Origin of the sequence: Arthrobacter sp. Bz4, from assembly GCF_003075455.1 — a bacterium.
Classification (GTDB): domain Bacteria; phylum Actinomycetota; class Actinomycetes; order Actinomycetales; family Micrococcaceae; genus Arthrobacter_D.
The window spans coordinates 39,377-55,970 of the sequence record NZ_QDAE01000005.1 but is presented as its reverse complement, the minus strand read 5'-3'; the positions used below and the strand labels follow the sequence as shown (position 1 = coordinate 55,970).

The 16,594-nt window shown below is 63.1% G+C and carries 11 protein-coding genes and 1 pseudogene; 3 read left to right on the top strand and 9 right to left on the bottom strand.

The genetic code is table 11. The features are described 5' to 3' along the window. Window positions 1–209: 209 nt before the first annotated feature. The 8 genes from DDA93_RS05875 to DDA93_RS05840 form a co-directional block, all read right to left on the bottom strand. On the bottom strand, window positions 210–4,100 hold the full coding sequence (locus tag DDA93_RS05875) for a DNA-directed RNA polymerase subunit beta' (RefSeq protein WP_019481487.1): 3,891 nt from the start codon (window positions 4,098–4,100) through the stop codon (window positions 210–212). A 191-nt stretch (window positions 4,101–4,291) separates the two neighbouring features. Then, window positions 4,292–7,801 carry a DNA-directed RNA polymerase subunit beta gene (gene rpoB / locus DDA93_RS05870; RefSeq protein WP_019481486.1) on the bottom strand — a complete coding sequence of 1,170 codons (3,510 nt, stop codon included), beginning with the start codon at window positions 7,799–7,801 and terminating at the stop codon, window positions 4,292–4,294. A gap of 260 nt (window positions 7,802–8,061) precedes the next feature. Further along, window positions 8,062–8,952, bottom strand: a complete 891-nt coding sequence (locus DDA93_RS05865) for a prenyltransferase (protein WP_116778285.1) — start codon at window positions 8,950–8,952, stop codon at window positions 8,062–8,064. Then, entirely contained in the window at window positions 8,949–9,329 is a 381-nt protein-coding gene (locus DDA93_RS05860; protein ID WP_116778284.1) for a lycopene cyclase domain-containing protein, read from the bottom strand. Before DDA93_RS05860 ends, DDA93_RS05865 begins: the two co-directional genes overlap by 4 nt. Then, on the bottom strand, window positions 9,326–9,658 hold the full coding sequence (locus DDA93_RS05855; RefSeq protein WP_019481483.1) for a lycopene cyclase domain-containing protein: 333 nt from the start codon (window positions 9,656–9,658) through the stop codon (window positions 9,326–9,328). Before DDA93_RS05855 ends, DDA93_RS05860 begins: the two co-directional genes overlap by 4 nt. Next, window positions 9,655–11,301, bottom strand: coding sequence for a phytoene desaturase family protein (gene crtI / locus DDA93_RS05850; protein ID WP_165802582.1), 1,647 nt, complete (start codon window positions 11,299–11,301; stop codon window positions 9,655–9,657). Before crtI ends, DDA93_RS05855 begins: the two co-directional genes overlap by 4 nt. Before the next feature lie 19 nt (window positions 11,302–11,320). Then, a complete protein-coding gene (locus DDA93_RS05845) occupies window positions 11,321–12,214 on the bottom strand; it encodes a phytoene/squalene synthase family protein (RefSeq protein ID WP_116778282.1) in 894 nt (297 codons plus the stop codon). Between the two features lie 6 nt (window positions 12,215–12,220). After that, window positions 12,221–13,285: a polyprenyl synthetase family protein gene (locus DDA93_RS05840; protein WP_019481480.1), complete on the bottom strand. Its 1,065-nt coding sequence runs from the start codon at window positions 13,283–13,285 to the stop codon at window positions 12,221–12,223. Between the two features lie 65 nt (window positions 13,286–13,350). Between DDA93_RS05840 and idi the strand changes: the two genes are divergently transcribed. Beyond that, window positions 13,351–13,899, top strand: a complete 549-nt coding sequence (idi, locus tag DDA93_RS05835) for an isopentenyl-diphosphate Delta-isomerase (RefSeq protein ID WP_116778281.1) — start codon at window positions 13,351–13,353, stop codon at window positions 13,897–13,899. Here the strand turns inward: idi and DDA93_RS05830 are convergent. Further along, window positions 13,884–14,642, bottom strand: coding sequence for a glycosyltransferase family A protein (locus tag DDA93_RS05830; RefSeq protein WP_243400535.1), 759 nt, complete (start codon window positions 14,640–14,642; stop codon window positions 13,884–13,886). The genes idi and DDA93_RS05830 overlap by 16 nt on opposite strands. Before the next feature lie 24 nt (window positions 14,643–14,666). Here DDA93_RS05830 and DDA93_RS05825 point away from each other — a divergent pair, with 24 nt between their 5' ends. Next, complete coding sequence (locus DDA93_RS05825; RefSeq protein ID WP_019481477.1) at window positions 14,667–15,263, top strand: hypothetical protein; 597 nt, start codon at window positions 14,667–14,669, stop codon at window positions 15,261–15,263. Between the two features lie 68 nt (window positions 15,264–15,331). Further along, a pseudogene (locus tag DDA93_RS05820) lies at window positions 15,332–16,535 on the top strand (acetyl-CoA C-acetyltransferase). Window positions 16,536–16,594 lie beyond the last annotated feature (59 nt).

Sequence of the window (16,594 nt, the reverse complement as noted above, 5' to 3'; positions counted from 1 at the left end):
GCGGAGATACGTCCGTCAAGACGCCGATCCTCTGCCACACAAACAATTACCACTACTCTACCAGAGATCGCTTAGCGCTTAGACGCGCCCCAGGAGCCCCAACTTCTGCTGGCCGCTCCGCCGCCCAGAGCGGAAGGGTTTAACGCGGCAGGCCCCGCCCACCCGAAGGTGTGCGGGGCCTGGTGCTTCAGTATCTACTAGCGAATCGTCTAGCGGAACTCGGAACCCATGTCATAGTCATCCAGTGGGATGGCGTGGAACTCGGGTGTCATCGAACCTTCGACGCCTGCATAGTCAAAGTCGCTGAAAGCGCTCGGACCAGTAAACAGGTTGGCCTTTGCTTCTTCTGTCGGTTCGACGGTGATCTTCGTGTAGCGGTCCAGACCGGTTCCGGCCGGGATCAGCTTACCGATGATCACGTTTTCCTTCAGACCCAGCAGAGGGTCGCTCTTGCCTTCCATGGCGGCCTGCGTCAGAACGCGGGTGGTCTCCTGGAAGGACGCGGCTGACAGCCACGACTCGGTGGCGAGCGACGCCTTGGTGATACCCATGAGCTCGGGACGGCCTGAAGCCGGCTTCTTGCCCTCGGACACCACTCGACGGTTCTCATCCTCGAAGCGACGGCGTTCTGCCAGCTCTCCGGGGAGGAGGTTCGACTCACCTGACTCGATCACCGTGACGCGGCGAAGCATCTGGCGAACGATGACCTCGACGTGCTTGTCGTGGATGCCTACACCCTGGCTGCGGTACACGGTCTGTACCTCATCGACCAGGAATTCCTGTGCCTTACGAGGGCCGAGGATCCGGAGGATCTGCTTCGGATCGACAGCACCAAAGACCAGCTGCTGTCCAACCTCAACATGCTCGCCATCAGTGACCAGCAGGCGCGCACGCCGCAGGACTGGGTAGGCGATTTCCTCGGAGCCATCGTCGGGGGTGACAACCAGCCGAAGCTGCTTCTCGCCGTCCTCGATGTTGACGCGACCCGCAACCTCGGAGATCGGAGCGACGCCCTTGGGGGTACGCGCTTCGAAGAGCTCTTGGATACGAGGCAGACCCTGGGTGATGTCTTCCGCCGACGCGATACCGCCGGTGTGGAATGTACGCATGGTCAGCTGCGTGCCTGGCTCACCGATGGACTGTGCAGCGATGATGCCAACCGCCTCACCGATGTCGACCGTCTTGCCGGTAGCCAGCGAGCGGCCGTAGCAGAGGGCGCAGGTGCCGACCTTCGACTCACAGGTGAGCACGGAGCGCACCTTGATGTCAGTCACACCGGCAGCGAACAGCTCGCCGATCAGGACGTCGCCGACGTCGGAACCGGCTGGCGCGAGCACCTTGCCTTTGGAGTCAACAACTTCGCTGGCCAGGGTGCGTGCGTACGCAGAGTTCTCGACCTCTTCGTGCAGCACCAGCTCACCGTCGCTGTTCGGCACCGCAATGGTGACGTTCAGCCCACGCTCGGTACCACAGTCGTCTTCGCGAACGATGACGTCCTGCGACACGTCCACCAGACGACGGGTCAGGTAACCCGAGTTGGCGGTACGCAGAGCGGTATCTGCCAGACCCTTACGGGCACCGTGCGTTGCGATGAAGTACTCCAGCACCGACAGGCCCTCGCGGTAGGAGGACTTGATCGGACGAGGGATGATCTCACCCTTGGGGTTCGCTACCAGACCACGGATACCCGCAATCTGACGGACCTGGAGCCAGTTACCACGCGCACCGGAGGAAACCATACGGTTGATGGTGTTGTCCTTCGGCATGGCGCCGCGCATGGACTCGGCAACCTCGTTGGTTGCCTTGTTCCAGATGTCGATCAGTTCCTGACGACGTTCCTCATCAGCGATGAGGCCCTTGTCGAACTGGGACTGGACCTTGGCGGCCTGCTTTTCGTAGACCTCCATGATGCCGGCCTTGTTGATCGGCGCGGAGATATCGGAGATGGCCACGGTGACACCGGAGCGGGTTGCCCAGTAGAAACCGGCATCCTTCAGGTTATCCAGCGTTGCCGCCGTAACAACCTTCGGGTACCGCTCGGCGAGATCGTTGACGATGGTGGACAGCTGTCCCTTATCGGCAACCTTCTCAACCCAGGGGTAGTCAGCGGGCAGCGTCTCGTTGAACAGCACCTGTCCGAGGGAGGTTTCGATCAGCGCGGGAGTTCCTTCAACCCAGCCTTCGGGCGCAGCGACATCAGCGCTGGGCACGAAGTTCGGAATCCGGATCCGCACTACCGAGTTCAGGTGCAGGACACCCATGTCGAAGGCCATGATGGCTTCGGCCGGGGTGCTGAAGACACGACCCTCGCCTGCTGAACCTTCACGCTTGGTGGTGAGGTGGTGCAGGCCGATGATCATATCCTGCGAAGGCAGGGTCACCGGACGGCCGTCCGAAGGCTTCAGGATGTTGTTCGAGGAGAGCATCAGGATGCGCGCCTCGGCCTGGGCCTCAGGGCTCAGCGGCAGGTGAACTGCCATCTGGTCGCCGTCGAAGTCAGCGTTGAACGCGCCACAAACGAGTGGGTGCAGCTGAAGGGCCTTACCTTCAACCAGCTGTGGTTCGAACGCCTGGATACCCAACCGGTGCAGGGTAGGTGCGCGGTTAAGCAGGACAGGGTGCTCAGTGATGATCTCTTCGAGAACATCCCAGACCTGCGGGCGGTAACGCTCAACCATCCGCTTGGCGCTCTTGATGTTCTGCGCGTGGTTGAGGTCAACCAGACGCTTCATCACGAACGGCTTGAAGAGTTCCAGCGCCATCTGCTTGGGCAGACCACACTGGTGCAGCTTCAGCTGAGGGCCGACGACGATTACCGAACGACCCGAGTAGTCAACGCGCTTACCCAGAAGGTTCTGGCGGAACCGACCCTGCTTGCCCTTGAGCATGTCAGAGAGCGACTTCAGCGGGCGGTTGCCTGGTCCGGTGACCGGGCGGCCACGACGACCGTTGTCGAACAGGGAGTCAACAGCTTCCTGGAGCATCCGCTTTTCGTTGTTGACGATGATCTCGGGTGCACCGAGATCGAGCAGGCGCTTCAGGCGGTTGTTGCGGTTGATCACGCGGCGGTACAGGTCGTTGAGGTCGGAGGTCGCGAAGCGGCCACCGTCCAGCTGAACCATGGGGCGCAGTTCCGGTGGGATCACTGGGACTGCATCGAGCACCATGCCGAGTGGGCTGTTGGTGGTGGTGAGGAACGCGTTGACGACCTTCAGTCGCTTCAGAGCCCGCGTCTTACGCTGGCCCTTACCGTTCTGAATGATGTCGCGGAGCATTTCAGCCTCGGCGGGCATGTCGAAGTTCTCAAGACGCTTCTTGATTGCTTCAGCGCCCATCGAGCCCTCGAAGTACAGTCCGTAACGGTCGCGCAGCTCGCGGTAGAGGCCCTCGTCGCCTTCAAGGTCTGCGACCTTGAGGCTCTTGAACCGGTCCCAGACCTGCTCAAAGCGTTCGATTTCGATGTCAGCGCGCTTACGCACGTTGGCCATCTGGCGGTCAGCCGAGTCGCGAGCCTTCTTCTTCTCGGCAGCCTTGGCGCCTTCACCCTCAAGCCGGGCAACCTCATCCTCAAGGTCCTTGGCAATGGTGGCGATGTCGGAGTCGCGCTGGTCGATCATTTGCTTCTTCTCAAGGTCGTGCTCGGCCTGGAGGTTCGGCAGTTCAGCGTGACGGTTTTCCTCGTCGACTGAAGTGATCATGTAGGCAGCGAAGTAGATGACCTTCTCGAGGTCCTTCGGTGCGAGGTCCAGCAGGTAGCCCAAGCGCGAGGGAACGCCCTTGAAGTACCAGATGTGGGTGACGGGAGCTGCAAGCTCGATGTGTCCCATGCGCTCACGGCGTACCTTGGCGCGGGTTACTTCGACGCCACAACGCTCACAAATGATGCCCTTGAAGCGGACACGCTTGTACTTGCCGCAGTAGCATTCCCAGTCGCGGGAAGGTCCGAAGATCTTCTCGCAGAAGAGGCCGTCTTTCTCAGGCTTGAGGGTACGGTAATTGATGGTTTCCGGCTTCTTGACCTCGCCAAAAGACCAACCACGGATTTCGTCCGCAGTGGCAAGGCCGATTCGCATGAGGCCGAAGGAGGATTCGCTGGACATATGGTCCCTGTTCTCTCTTTGTTCTCTAAATTCTTGAAGTCTTCATAAGGGGCGGGGAGGAGCGGGCGGTTCCGGCGCCCGCTCCGGTGCCTGGAACGGCGGCAACGAAATTTCTTCGGCCGCGGACGGCCTCTGAAATATTAAAGCCGCCTTACTCCAGGCACCGGAGTGAGCTAAATCCGAAGTTCGCCTTAGACTTCCTCGACAGAACTTGGCTCGGCCCGTGACAGGTCGATGCCCAGTTCCTCCGCGGCCCGGAAGACTTCTTCATCCGAGTCACGCATCTCTATCGTGGTTCCGTCAGTGGAAAGTACTTCCACGTTCAGGCACAACGACTGCATTTCCTTGATCAGCACCTTGAAGGACTCGGGGACACCCGGCTCTGGGATGTTCTCACCCTTCACGATCGCTTCGTAGACCTTCACGCGGCCGTGGATATCATCCGACTTGATCGTCAGAAGTTCCTGCAGCGTGTAGGCGGCGCCGTAGGCCTCGAGGGCCCAGACTTCCATTTCACCGAAGCGCTGTCCGCCGAACTGTGCCTTACCACCCAGCGGCTGCTGCGTGATCATGGAGTACGGTCCGGTGGAACGTGCGTGGATCTTGTCGTCCACCAGGTGGTGCAGCTTCAGGATGTACATGTAGCCGACCGAAATGGGGTCCGGGAACGGCTCGCCGGAGCGACCGTCAAAGAGCAACGCCTTGCCGGATCCGCCGATGAGGCGGTTTCCGTCGCGGGTTTCCCGGGTGGAGTTCATCAGACCAACGATTTCGTCCTCTGTTGCGCCGTCGAAGACGGGGGTTGCAACAGTGGTCGAACCGCTTTCGCGGGGCAGGTTCGGGAGGTTCTTCAACCATTCCGGCTCGCCATCGATCTTCCAGCCCTGCTTGGCCACCCAACCGAGGTGGATTTCCAGGACCTGGCCGACGTTCATTCGACCTGGGACACCCAGCGGGTTCAGCACGATATCGACGGGGGTTCCGTCTTCCATGAACGGCATGTCCTCGATCGGCAGGATCTTGGAGATGACGCCCTTGTTACCGTGGCGGCCAGCCAGCTTGTCGCCGTCGGTGATCTTACGCTTCTGAGCCACGTAGACGCGGACCAGCTGGTTCACGCCGGGGGGCAGCTCGTCGTCGTTGTCGCGATCGAAGATGCGCACACCGATAACTGTTCCGGACTCGCCGTGGGGAACCTTCAGTGACGTGTCGCGAACCTCGCGGCTCTTCTCACCGAAGATGGCCCGCAGCAGGCGCTCCTCAGGGGTCAGCTCAGTTTCACCCTTGGGAGTGACACGGCCAACCAGGATGTCGCCAGCTTCAACCTCGGCACCGATGTGGATGATGCCACGCTCGTCCAGGGCCCCAAGGACCTCTTCGGAGACGTTCGGGATGTCGCGGGTGATTTCCTCGGCACCAAGCTTGGTGTCGCGGGCGTCAACCTCGTGCTCCTCGATGTGAATCGAGGTCAGCACGTCGTCGGAAACGATGCGCTGGGAGAGGATGATCGCGTCCTCGAAGTTGTGACCTTCCCAGGACATGAACGCAACGAGCATGTTCTTGCCCAGTGCGAGCTCACCCTGGTCGGTGGACGGACCGTCGGCGATCATCGTGTTGTACTCGACCCGGTCGCCCTCGGAGACCAGCACGCGCTGGTTGTACGCGTTGCCCTGGTTGGAGCGTGCGAACTTCATGATCGGGTAGTTGGTCTCGGTGCCGTCGTCGTTGAGGATGCTCACCAGATCGGCTGAGACCTCCTTGACAACGCCAGCCTTCGTGGCGGTGACAGCGTCACCGGCGTCGACTGCTGCGTTCTTCTCCATGCCGGTGCCCACGAGGGGACGCTCGGAACGGAGCAGGGGAACAGCCTGACGCTGCATGTTCGCACCCATGAGGGCACGGTTCGCGTCATCGTGTTCCAGGAACGGGATCATGGCCGTAGCCACCGACACCATCTGGCGCGGGGAGACGTCCATGTACTCGACCTCAATGGCCTCGACCAGAACGGGCTCGCCCGAACCGCCTCGGGTACGCACCAGAACCGTAGGCTCGATGAAGTTACCCTTGCCGTCGAGAGGCGCGTTCGCCTGTGCAATCAGGCGCTCCACCTCGTCGTCGGCGGTGAGGTAGTCAATCTGCTCGGTGACGATTCCGCCGACTACCTTGCGGTACGGGGTTTCGATGAAGCCGAACGTGTTGATGCGTCCGTAGGATGCCAGCGAACCGATCAGACCAATGTTCGGTCCTTCAGGGGTTTCGATGGGGCACATACGACCGTAGTGGGACGGGTGAACGTCACGAACTTCCATGCCTGCGCGGTCACGGGACAAACCGCCCGGGCCCAGCGCTGACAGGCGACGCTTGTGCGTCAGGCCGGCCAGAGGGTTGTTCTGATCCATGAACTGCGACAGCTGGGACGTTCCGAAGAACTCCTTGATCGCCGCAACTACTGGACGGATGTTGATCAGGGTCTGAGGTGTGATGGCCTCAACGTCCTGCGTGGTCATCCGCTCGCGGACAACTCGCTCCATCCGGGACAGGCCGGTGCGGACCTGGTTCTCGATGAGCTCGCCGACCGCGCGGATGCGTCGGTTACCGAAGTGGTCGATGTCATCGACCTCAACGCGCAGTTCGACGTCGCCGCCGTCGCGCTTGCCGGTCAGAGTCTTCTCGTTGGCGTGCAGGGCCACCAGGAACTTGATCATCGCGACAATGTCGTCGATGTTCAGGACCGAAGCGTCCTTGTCGTCAAGGCTCTTGTCGATACCCAGCTTGCGGTTGATCTTGTAACGACCAACCTTGGCCAGGTCGTAGCGCTTGGGGTTGAAGTACAGGTTGTCGAGCAGCGTCTTGGCAGCCTCGACTGTGGGGGGCTCTCCCGGGCGAAGCTTCCGGTAGATATCCAGCAACGCGTCTTCCTGGGTTTCGGTGGTGTCTTTCTCCATGGTGGCGCGGATGGAGTCGTACTCGCCGAAGGTTTCGAGGATCTGGCCCTCGGTCCAGCCCAGTGCCTTCAGGAGCACTGTGACTGACTGCTTGCGCTTACGGTCAAGGCGGACGCCGACCTGGTCGCGCTTGTCGATTTCGAGTTCAAACCAGGCACCACGTGACGGGATGATCTTCGCGCTGAAGATGTCCTTGTCACTGGTCTTGTCGGCGGTGCGCTCGAAGTAGGCACCCGGTGAACGGACCAGCTGTGAAACGACGACACGCTCGGTGCCGTTAATCACAAACGTGCCCTTCTCCGTCATCAACGGGAAGTCGCCCATGAACACTGTCTGCTGCTTGATTTCGCCAGTGTTGTTGTTCATGAACTCGGCCTTGACATACAGAGGGGCCGCGTACGTAGCGTCGCGGTCCTTGCACTCAGCCATGGTGTATTTCGGATCGGCGAACTCCGGCTCCGAGAAGCTCAGGGACATGGTGCCCTGGAAATCCTCGATCGGGGAGATCTCTTCAAAGATGTCAGCGAGACCGGATGTGGAGGCCACACCCTGCAGCTTCAGCTCCAGGGCTTCCTGCACGCGCGCCTTCCAGCGATCGTTTCCAACCAGCCAGTCGAAACTGTCAGTTTGGAGCGCGAGGAGGTTAGGAACGTCCAGCGGTTCGTGAATCTTTGCGAATGAAAGCCGGGTGGAGACGCCTTCGGCGTCGACCTGGCTGGTAGCGGTTGCATTATTAGAGGTGCTCGAGGCGACCAAGAGGGATCCTTCCACAGACCTTCGGCTTGTTCAGCTATATCCGCCCTCTTTGCACTGCCATCGCGTATCAACGCGAGGATTGTGTGTGCGAACCAGGAGCCTGCGGTCAATGACCGGACAGTAAATCTGCCGTTAAATGACTAACGCAAGACAAAGCCCACCGCTATATGAAGGCCGAGGTTAAGAGGAAAGACGCAAATATCTACTGTACTGCAGAGCTCCCGTCCTGTCCAGCCCGGGTGTGGTATACGTAATCCGGGTCAGCCTGCCTGGGTCACCCAGATCAGGAGCATGGTCACCAGGAATCCGGTGAGGAAGTTCAGCCTGATGAAGCGCCGCCATCCCCGGTTGGCAGTTTCGCAGTGCTCATCGCTGAGGTTGGCGTACGGCAGGATACTGAGGATGTAGGGCAGGGCCAGCAGCCCACCCAGCGTCGCTGGCCACGGCGCCAGCAGCATCAGCAAGCCGCTCACCAGATAGGCGCCGACGGCGAACCGCACCACCGCACGCGCGCCCAGGACCGTGGCGATCGAGGCAATGCCGCCTTCGCGGTCGGCCTGGATGTCCTGGACGGCGCCGAACGCCTGGCTGGCGATGCCCCACAGGAAGAACGCCCCGAGCACCGCCCAGAGCCCGGCGTCGAAGGTGGCGCCGGCCAGGACCAGCCCAAACACTGCGGGGCTGACAAAGTGGGTGCTCGACGTGACCGAGTCGATGAACGGCCGTTCCTTGAACCTCAGACCCGGCGCGCTGTAGGCGACGACGGCGAACACACTCACTGCGAGTACCAGTGCCGAGAGCGGATCCCCCAGCACCAGCAGCACGGCCAGGAACGGAGCGTTGGTGAGTACTGCAGCCCACAGGGTGATGCGGTGGAACCGGCGGTCGAGGACTGCCCCCTCGACGCCGCCCTTGCGTGGGTTGCGGAGGTCCGACTCGTAGTCGAAGACGTCATTGATGCCGTACATCGCGAGGTTGTAGGGAATCAGGAAGTACAGCGTCCCGATGACGAAGGCCGCGTCGATGGTTCCGGTGGTGAGGAAGTAGGCGGCGGCGAAGGGGAACGCCGTGTTGACCCAGGAAACCGGGCGCGAGGACAGCAACAGCATCCGCGCCACCCCCGTGTGGCCGGTCCCGGCCTGCGCACTCATGGGCGGGCCTGCTCAGGCGAGGGGGTGGAGGAGGACGGGGTGAAGAGGGTCCACAGTGCTGGCAGCAGCACTACGGCCGCCAACGGGTAGGCGAGGTCTTCGAGGGGCGCAACTCCCACAAACACGCCGGAAATCCATTCAGGGTTGTAGCCAAAAAATCCCAGCCGGATCATCAGGTTGTCGAAAACCGCTGTGAGCGCCAGCAGGATGATTGCCGACAGCCCTATCGCACGCCAGGAAAGCGTAGCCGCAGTGTTGGGAGCTGCCGTCGAGCCGGTCGCTGACGCCCCGGTACGACGGCGGGAGCTCACCACCGCTGCGACGGCGACGATGGCGACGGGGATCAGGAAGATCGCGTTCAGGGTCCAGTACGTCACTGAGCCACCCGCGTTCGTGTCTCGATGGTCCGTTTCATCAGCAGGTAGATGTTCATCGCCATCCAGCAGAGGAAGGTCAGGAAGAACAACTCCTCCAGGGGAAGTTCGGGTGCCAGCATGGCGCCGATCATGAACTCGGAGTCACCTTTATAGAAGATGTCCAGCCCTATTCCGCCCAGGTCCCAGGCCAGGAAGAACCCCACTCCCACGGCCAGGACCAATCCTGCCCGGCGGGGCGCTGCCCAGAAGAACAATCCGTACCGGTAATCCATCAGGGCTGCACACGCCAGTCCGCCGAGCAGGGAGACCAGGTACAGGGCACTGATCATTGTCTGCCCTTGCTTTCGGCGACCAATGGAGCAGCCGCTGGGGCGACCAGCGGCTCGGCCAGCGGCCCGGTGCTGGTGTCGGAGCGCAGCCGTTTGATCAGCAGTTCGGCGCTGATCAAACACATCGGGATGCCGATGCCGGGGATGGTTGAGCTGCCCGCATAGTAGAGCCCTTCCACCTTGCGGCTCTTGTTGCGGCCCCTGAAGAACGCGCTCTGCTTCAGCACGTGCGCCGGGCCCAGCGAAGTGCCTTGCCAGGCGTTGAAGTCCCCTACGAAATCCTGCGGCCCGTAGGTCCGGCGCACCACAATCCGGTCGGCGAGGTCGGGGATGTCCGCCCACTTGCTGATCTGGTCGATCACCGTGTCGGCGAGGCTTTCGATGCGCCGGTCCCCCGCACCGCCGATCCCGCCGGCGCCCAGCCCTGGATCAGCCGGCAGCGGGACCAGGACAAACACGTTTTCGTGACCCTGGGGGGCCACTCCGGGGTCGGTGGCGCTGGGCCGGCACACGTACAGCGACGCCGGGGTCGGCACTGAGGTGGTCTTGCCGAAGATCCGGGAGAAGTTGTCTTCCCAGTCCGCGGTGAACAGAAGTGTGTGGTGTTCCAGTTCGGGCAACTGCCCCTTGACTCCCAGGTACAGGAGCAGGGCGCTGGGCCCTGCGGTCCGCCCGGACCAGTACTTCTCCGGGTAGGTCTGGTCGGCGGGCTGCAGAAGCTGCGTCTCGGCGTGGTGCAGATCGTTGGCGGCGACCACCGTGTCTGCGGGGGTGGTGTGCTCGGTGCCGTCGGCCGACACCCAGCGGACGCCGGTCACCCGGGCCTTTTGGGACCGGCCATCGCCGGGCAGGGTGAGGATCTGTTCCACCCGGGCGCCGGTGATGATCTCGACGTTCCTCGATCGGGCCTGGGAGTCGATGGCCTCGGTCAGCCGGGTGAAACCGCCCATCGGGTACAGGACGCCGTCGTCGAGATCCAGGTGGCTCATCAGGTGGTACATGCTGGGGGCTTCGAACGGGGATGTGCCCAGGAAGACCGCCGGGTAGCCGAGGATCTGTCGCAACCGGTTATCGGTCACCGTTGCGGCAGCGAGCTTGGACAGCGGTTGCAGGAGCAGGCGCACCAGCTTCGGGACACGGCTGAGCACATCGGGGCGGAGCAGGGGCAGGAAGGACTGGAAGGAGGTGTAGAGGAACCGGCGGGTGGCCATGGTGTACGTTTCGCCGGCCGAATCCAGGTACTTTTCCAGGGCCTCCCCCGCACCGGGTTCGACGTCGTTGAATAGCTTGACGACGTCGGCCCGCTCAGCGGGAACGTTGATGGGCTCGGTGTGCCCCTCGGAATACACCCGGTACCCCGGATCCAGCCTGACCAGTTCCAGGTGGTCGGCCGCGCTGGTGCCGAGGAGCCTGAAGAAATGGTCGATCACCTCGGGCATGAGGTACCAGGACGGCCCGGTGTCGAACCTGAACCCGTCGCTCTCCCATAGCCCGGCGCGGCCCCCGGTGGCTGCCTGCTTTTCGAGCACGGTGACGGTGTGCCCCTCCTCAGCGAGCAGCGCGGCCGACGCGAGGCCGGCGATCCCGCCGCCAATGACTACTACGTTCCGGCGTGGGCCGTTCAGGGGTGCGTGCGCGTTCATGGCAGCCTTCCGGTGGTCATCAGGGTGTTTCGTCAGGCTGCGGGACACGGCCCGCCAGTGCCTGGGCGGCGATCCGGAGTTTCACGGGATTGGGAACCCGGACCCGTGAGGTGAGGAGCTCCTCGGCGGGAGTCCTGCGCAGCCGCAGGGACAGTTCGGTGAAAAGTCCCTGGGCCAGGGCGACGGCGCGGCGGCTGGAACCCGGCAGGTCGCGGAGGGCGTCGGCCGAGACGGCGAGATCCGCGGCAATGTCATCGAGCAGCCGGTGTTTGTCAGCTTCCCCAAAATTGCCGGGCCTGATCCCCGGGAAGTAGCTGCGCCCCAGGGCTTCGAAGTCGTCGGCGAGGTCGCGCAGGAAGTTGATCTTCTGGAAGGCAGCTCCCAGCCGGCGGGCTCCGTCCACCAGCTTGCGTTCCTGGTCGGCGCTGCGCGGGCTGGCTTCCTGGCAGAGGAAACACTTCAGGCACATGAGCCCCACCACTTCGGCCGACCCGTAGACGTACTCGTCGAACGATTCGGCGGTGTGCTCGGTCCGCTCCAGGTCAGCGCGCATCGAGGCGAAGAAGGGCCTGGTCAGGTCCGCGGCGATTCCGGTTTCCCTGGCGGTGTTGGCAAAGGCGTGCACAACCGGGTTGGCGCTGTATCCCACGGCCATGGCCCGTTCGGTTTCCTGCTCCAGGTCGTCAAGCACCGCGCGCGTCTGATCTAGGCTGAGCCCGGCGGCGGCTGCAGCGCCGTCCACCACTTCATCGGCGACCCGGACCAGGGCATAGACAGTCTCAACGTGCTGGCGGACGTCGCCGCCGAGGAGCCGTGATGCCAGCCCAAACGAGGTGGAGTAGGACCTGATCACCACCGCCGAGGTTCGGTGAGTCACATCGGTGTAGAAGGCAAGAGCATCGCGTGGCTGCATGAGAAGCTACCGCACCCTCGCCAGGACGGCAGTGGCCACGGGGCTCAGACCCTGACGTAGTTCGGCAGGGATATGGCCGGCCTCCAGATGGACCTGCGCCCGCTGCGCATATTCGGTCGCCAGAGCCACCGCATGATCCAGGGCCCCGCAGGTCCGCAGGACGCCGCGGATCTTTTCGGCCCCGGCAGCTGAAAGCTCGGACGATCCGATCAGTGAGGAAACCTCTTCCCACTCGGCCCGCTGGGCAACGTAGGAGATCAGTGCTGTCCGTTTGCCCTCCCGCAGGTCTCCCCAGGTGGTCTTGCCGGTGGTTTTCTCGTCACCGAAGACCCCGAGAATATCGTCGGCGACCTGGTAGGCGATCCCCACATCCCTGCCGAAGTCACCGAGCGAATCGATGATGGTTTCATCAGCGCCAGCCAGGACAGCGCCGGCTTTGAGCGGGCTCTCGAAGGAATAGACCGCCGTCTTCAGGCGCGCCATCTGAAGGGTGTCCTCAGACGAGGTCGTGTTGGAGGTTGAGGCGTCGACGTCGAGTAGCTCCCCTGCTGCTGAGGCGAACACTGCGTCGTCCAGGAGCCAGCCGAGCCGTTCCCGGGTGGCGGGGTCGGTGCGGACGCCGTCAAGGAGGCGGTGCGCGCTGGAGAGGGCCAGGTCCCCGGCAATGACCCCCATGGAGAGCCCACGGTGCGCTGCGTCGTCGGGCGCGAGACCGGCGTTTTCCGCGAGCTGACGGTATGTGCCCGAAACGTTGGGGATTCCCCGCCTGACGAAGTCGCGGTCGATGACGTCGTCGTGAACGATCAGGGCTGTGTGGAGCATTTCGAAGGACGCCGCCACCATGGCCGCGGTGGCACGGTCGGTTCCCGCCAGGCAATCGTAGGCTGTCATGACCATGCGCGGCCGGAATCGTTTACCACCGGCTGCGCAGTTCTCGAGGGTTTCCCACAGGTGGTGATAGGTGGGTCCAAGGGTCGCGGCACGGGCCTTCGAGCGGGCGAAGCTCTTGGCGAGGACACTTTCCACCTGCTCCAAGCCGCGGGAGTCAACCAGCAAGGTTTCCATGTCCATAGGTAAAGTAAACACTGACCCCACATTTTTATGCTAAACGACTCAGGTCAGAGAGCGGTCAGACAGTGTTTGTAGCAGAAGGCAGTCCCCGCTCCAGTGCGGAACTTGTCGTCCTGGTGGACGACGACGGCACCCCCACCGGGACGCAGGAGAAGGCCGAGGTGCACCACACGTCAACTCCGCTGCACCTCGCCTTTTCCGCCCATGTCTTCGACGCCGACGGCCGGATTCTCGTCACCCGCCGGGCGCTCTCCAAACGCACGTGGCCGGGCGTCTGGACCAATTCGTTCTGCGGGCATCCCGGTCCGGGAGAGTCCACGGTGGATGCGATTGCGCGGCGTGCCGACTATGAGCTGGGAATCACCGTCACTGACCTGACCCCCGCCCTGCCGGACTTCAGATACCGGGCAGTGGACTTTTCGGGAGTGGTGGAGAACGAGATTTGCCCCGTCTACACCGCCCGTTGCAGCGGGCAACCTTCCCCGCGGGCATCGGAGGTCTGCCAGTGGGAGTGGGTTGAACCCCGCCAGCTCGTGGAAGCGGTCCGTCTCACCCCCTGGGCCTTCAGCCCCTGGCTGACGCTCCAGCTTCCGCGGCTCTACCCCGCTGAGTGATACCGCCGTCGGGTAGCCGGCTTTAGGTGATTGGCCCAGCGCTCCCACGGTGGTGCGATGCTCCAGTGCAATGCAATGGTGTGAAAGGCACGGGTGACACGACGTCGCAGGTCGGCTCCCCCCACCAGCGCACGAGGTGAGATCCCGACCCGCAAGGAAAAGTCACACGCCGTCCGGTGGCCGGGATCCAGCGCAAACGCGAGGTCGACGTCGTCGTGCACCTCGGGATCGGTTGAATGCACCCGGGACTGCACCGCCTCCCACACCTCGGTGCGTATCGCCATATTGGAACCGAACAGCGGCCAGCGCGCCATGGCCGCGCCCATGAGGAGAAAATAGGCCCGCATGTACAGCAAATCTGCTGTGGCGGCCCGCAGCCGGGATACACCGTAGAACTGGCCGGGCCCGGTCAGCGCCGCCAGCCCGACGTCGGCGGCGAAGCGGGCGGCAATCTTCTCCAGCCAGTCGTCGGAGGGCACTGAATCGGCGTCGCACCGCACGATGACAGCGCCCTGGGCCTGGTTGTAGCCGGCAGCGGCAGCCGCGCCAATGCCCACCCGGGGCTCGGTGACCACCAGCGCACCGTGGGCCTCGGCGATCGCGGCCGTGAGGTCGGTGGAGCCGTTGTCGACAACGAGCACCTCCAGCGGCTGATAGGTCTGGGCGGCGAGGGCGTCAAGGCAAACCGAGAGGAGCTCGCCGTCGTTCCGGCACGGAATGACCACTGAGAGCGTAGGGAGCATGCCTTTGATACTAGGGTGTTTTACATGATCGACGATTTACTTCGACCTCCGGCAACCCCCTGGGCGGTGATGGCTGACGCGGTCCGCGGGGCCGCTCTGCTCAGCGTCATTGTCGTGCTGCTCTGGTGGGGGCCGGTCGAGTTTGCAGTACTTTTCCTGGTGCTCGGTGGAGTCCTCGTGTCGAGGATGGTCCGGGTTGATCCGAGGATCGATACCGTCTACGGTCTCGCTCTGCTGGTGGCCGCGTGGAGCGCCGTCGTGGATCTGTACGAGCTGATCTCCTGGTGGGATCTTGTCATCCATACGCTCGCCACAGCGGCAATCGCACCCATCGCCTACCTGCTGCTGTTGCGGATGCGGTACGTGCCTCGGCCCGAGCCGACCCGACGGGCCGGAACGGGAGTCGCGATCATCACCCTCACGCTCGGTCTGGGCCTCAGTGTGGTGTGGGAGTTTGCTGAGTGGGCTGGAAACGAGTACATCACCAAGGAGATCAATGTGGGCTATGAAGACACGCTGGCTGACATGGCTGCCGGCGGTGCCGGCTCCTTGGCGGCCGGGGTGGTCCTCGCTTCCTCGTTGTCACGACACCGGCACTCCATTTCAGTTAATGCTCACTAGCTGAGCTGGGGAGGAGGGAGTAGCCTTGTCTGCAACTGCTTCAAAGACGAAAGTGAGCGTTCCCCTCGATGAACACTGCAGAAAAGTCACCCGCCGACGTCGTTATTGTCGGAGGTGCCCGGACCCCTCAGGGCCGCCTGAACGGCCAGCTGTCCTCCTTTACCGCTGTTGATCTGGGAGCCCTGGCGGTTGCCGGTGCACTGGACAAGGCTGGGGTCGACGCCGGCACAGTGGGGGCCGTCATCATGGGCCACGTCATCCAGGCGGGCTGCGGCCAGAATCCTGCACGACAGACCGCATTGAAAGCAGGGATCGGCTGGGATGTCCCAACGGTCACCATCAACAAGGTCTGCCTCTCCGGCCTGACGGCTGTCATCGACGCAGCCCGACTGATCCGCAGCGGCGAGGCGACAGTGGTGGTTGCCGGGGGCCAGGAATCCATGACCCGTGGGCCCCACCTGCTGGCCGGGATCCCGCCAGGGCTGGACCTACGGCAACATTCAGGCGATCGACTCGGTGGCCAACGACGGCCTGACCGACGCGTTCGACAACGAGTCGATGGGCGCCTCTACCGAGCGCGGCAACACCGGCTTGGGCATCAATCGGGACGAGCAGGACGCCGTCGCCGCCGCTTCACATCAGCGCGCTGCGGCAGCAATGGAATCCGGTGTGTTCGACGTCGAAATTGTGCCGGTCTCGGTCCCCCAGCGAAAGGGTGACCCGGTGGTCCTGAGCCGGGATGAGGGGATTCGCCCGACGACGACAGTCGAGTCCCTCGCGGGACTGCGGCCAGCGTTTGATCAAGCCGGCACCATCACAGCAGGTAATTCGTCACCACTGTCAGACGGTGCAGCAGCGCTTGTCCTGACAACGCGGGCTTACGCCGAGGAGAATTCGCTCACCGTCCTCGCGGTGGTGGGGCAGCCTGGCCAGGTGGCCGGACCCGACAACTCGTTGCACTCGCAGCCATCGCGGGCGATTGAGCAGGCGTTGGGGCGCGCTGGCTGGCAAACCTCGGAGCTGGACTTCGTGGAAATCAACGAGGCCTTTGGCTCGGTGGCGTGCCAGTCGCTCAAGGATCTGGACTACCCGCTGGAGAAGACCAACATCCACGGTGGGGCCATTGCGTTGGGGCACCCCATCGGTGCCTCGGGCGCCCGCCTGGCCCTGCATGCTGCGCACGAGCTCGCCCGTCGGGGTACCGGCAAGGCGGCCGTTTCATTGTGCGGCGGCGGCGGGCAGGGAGAAGCCCTGCTCCTCTACCGCGACTGAGCCGTGACATGAAAAAACCCCTGACTCCATGAGTCAGGGGTTTTTTCGTAAACCAGAAA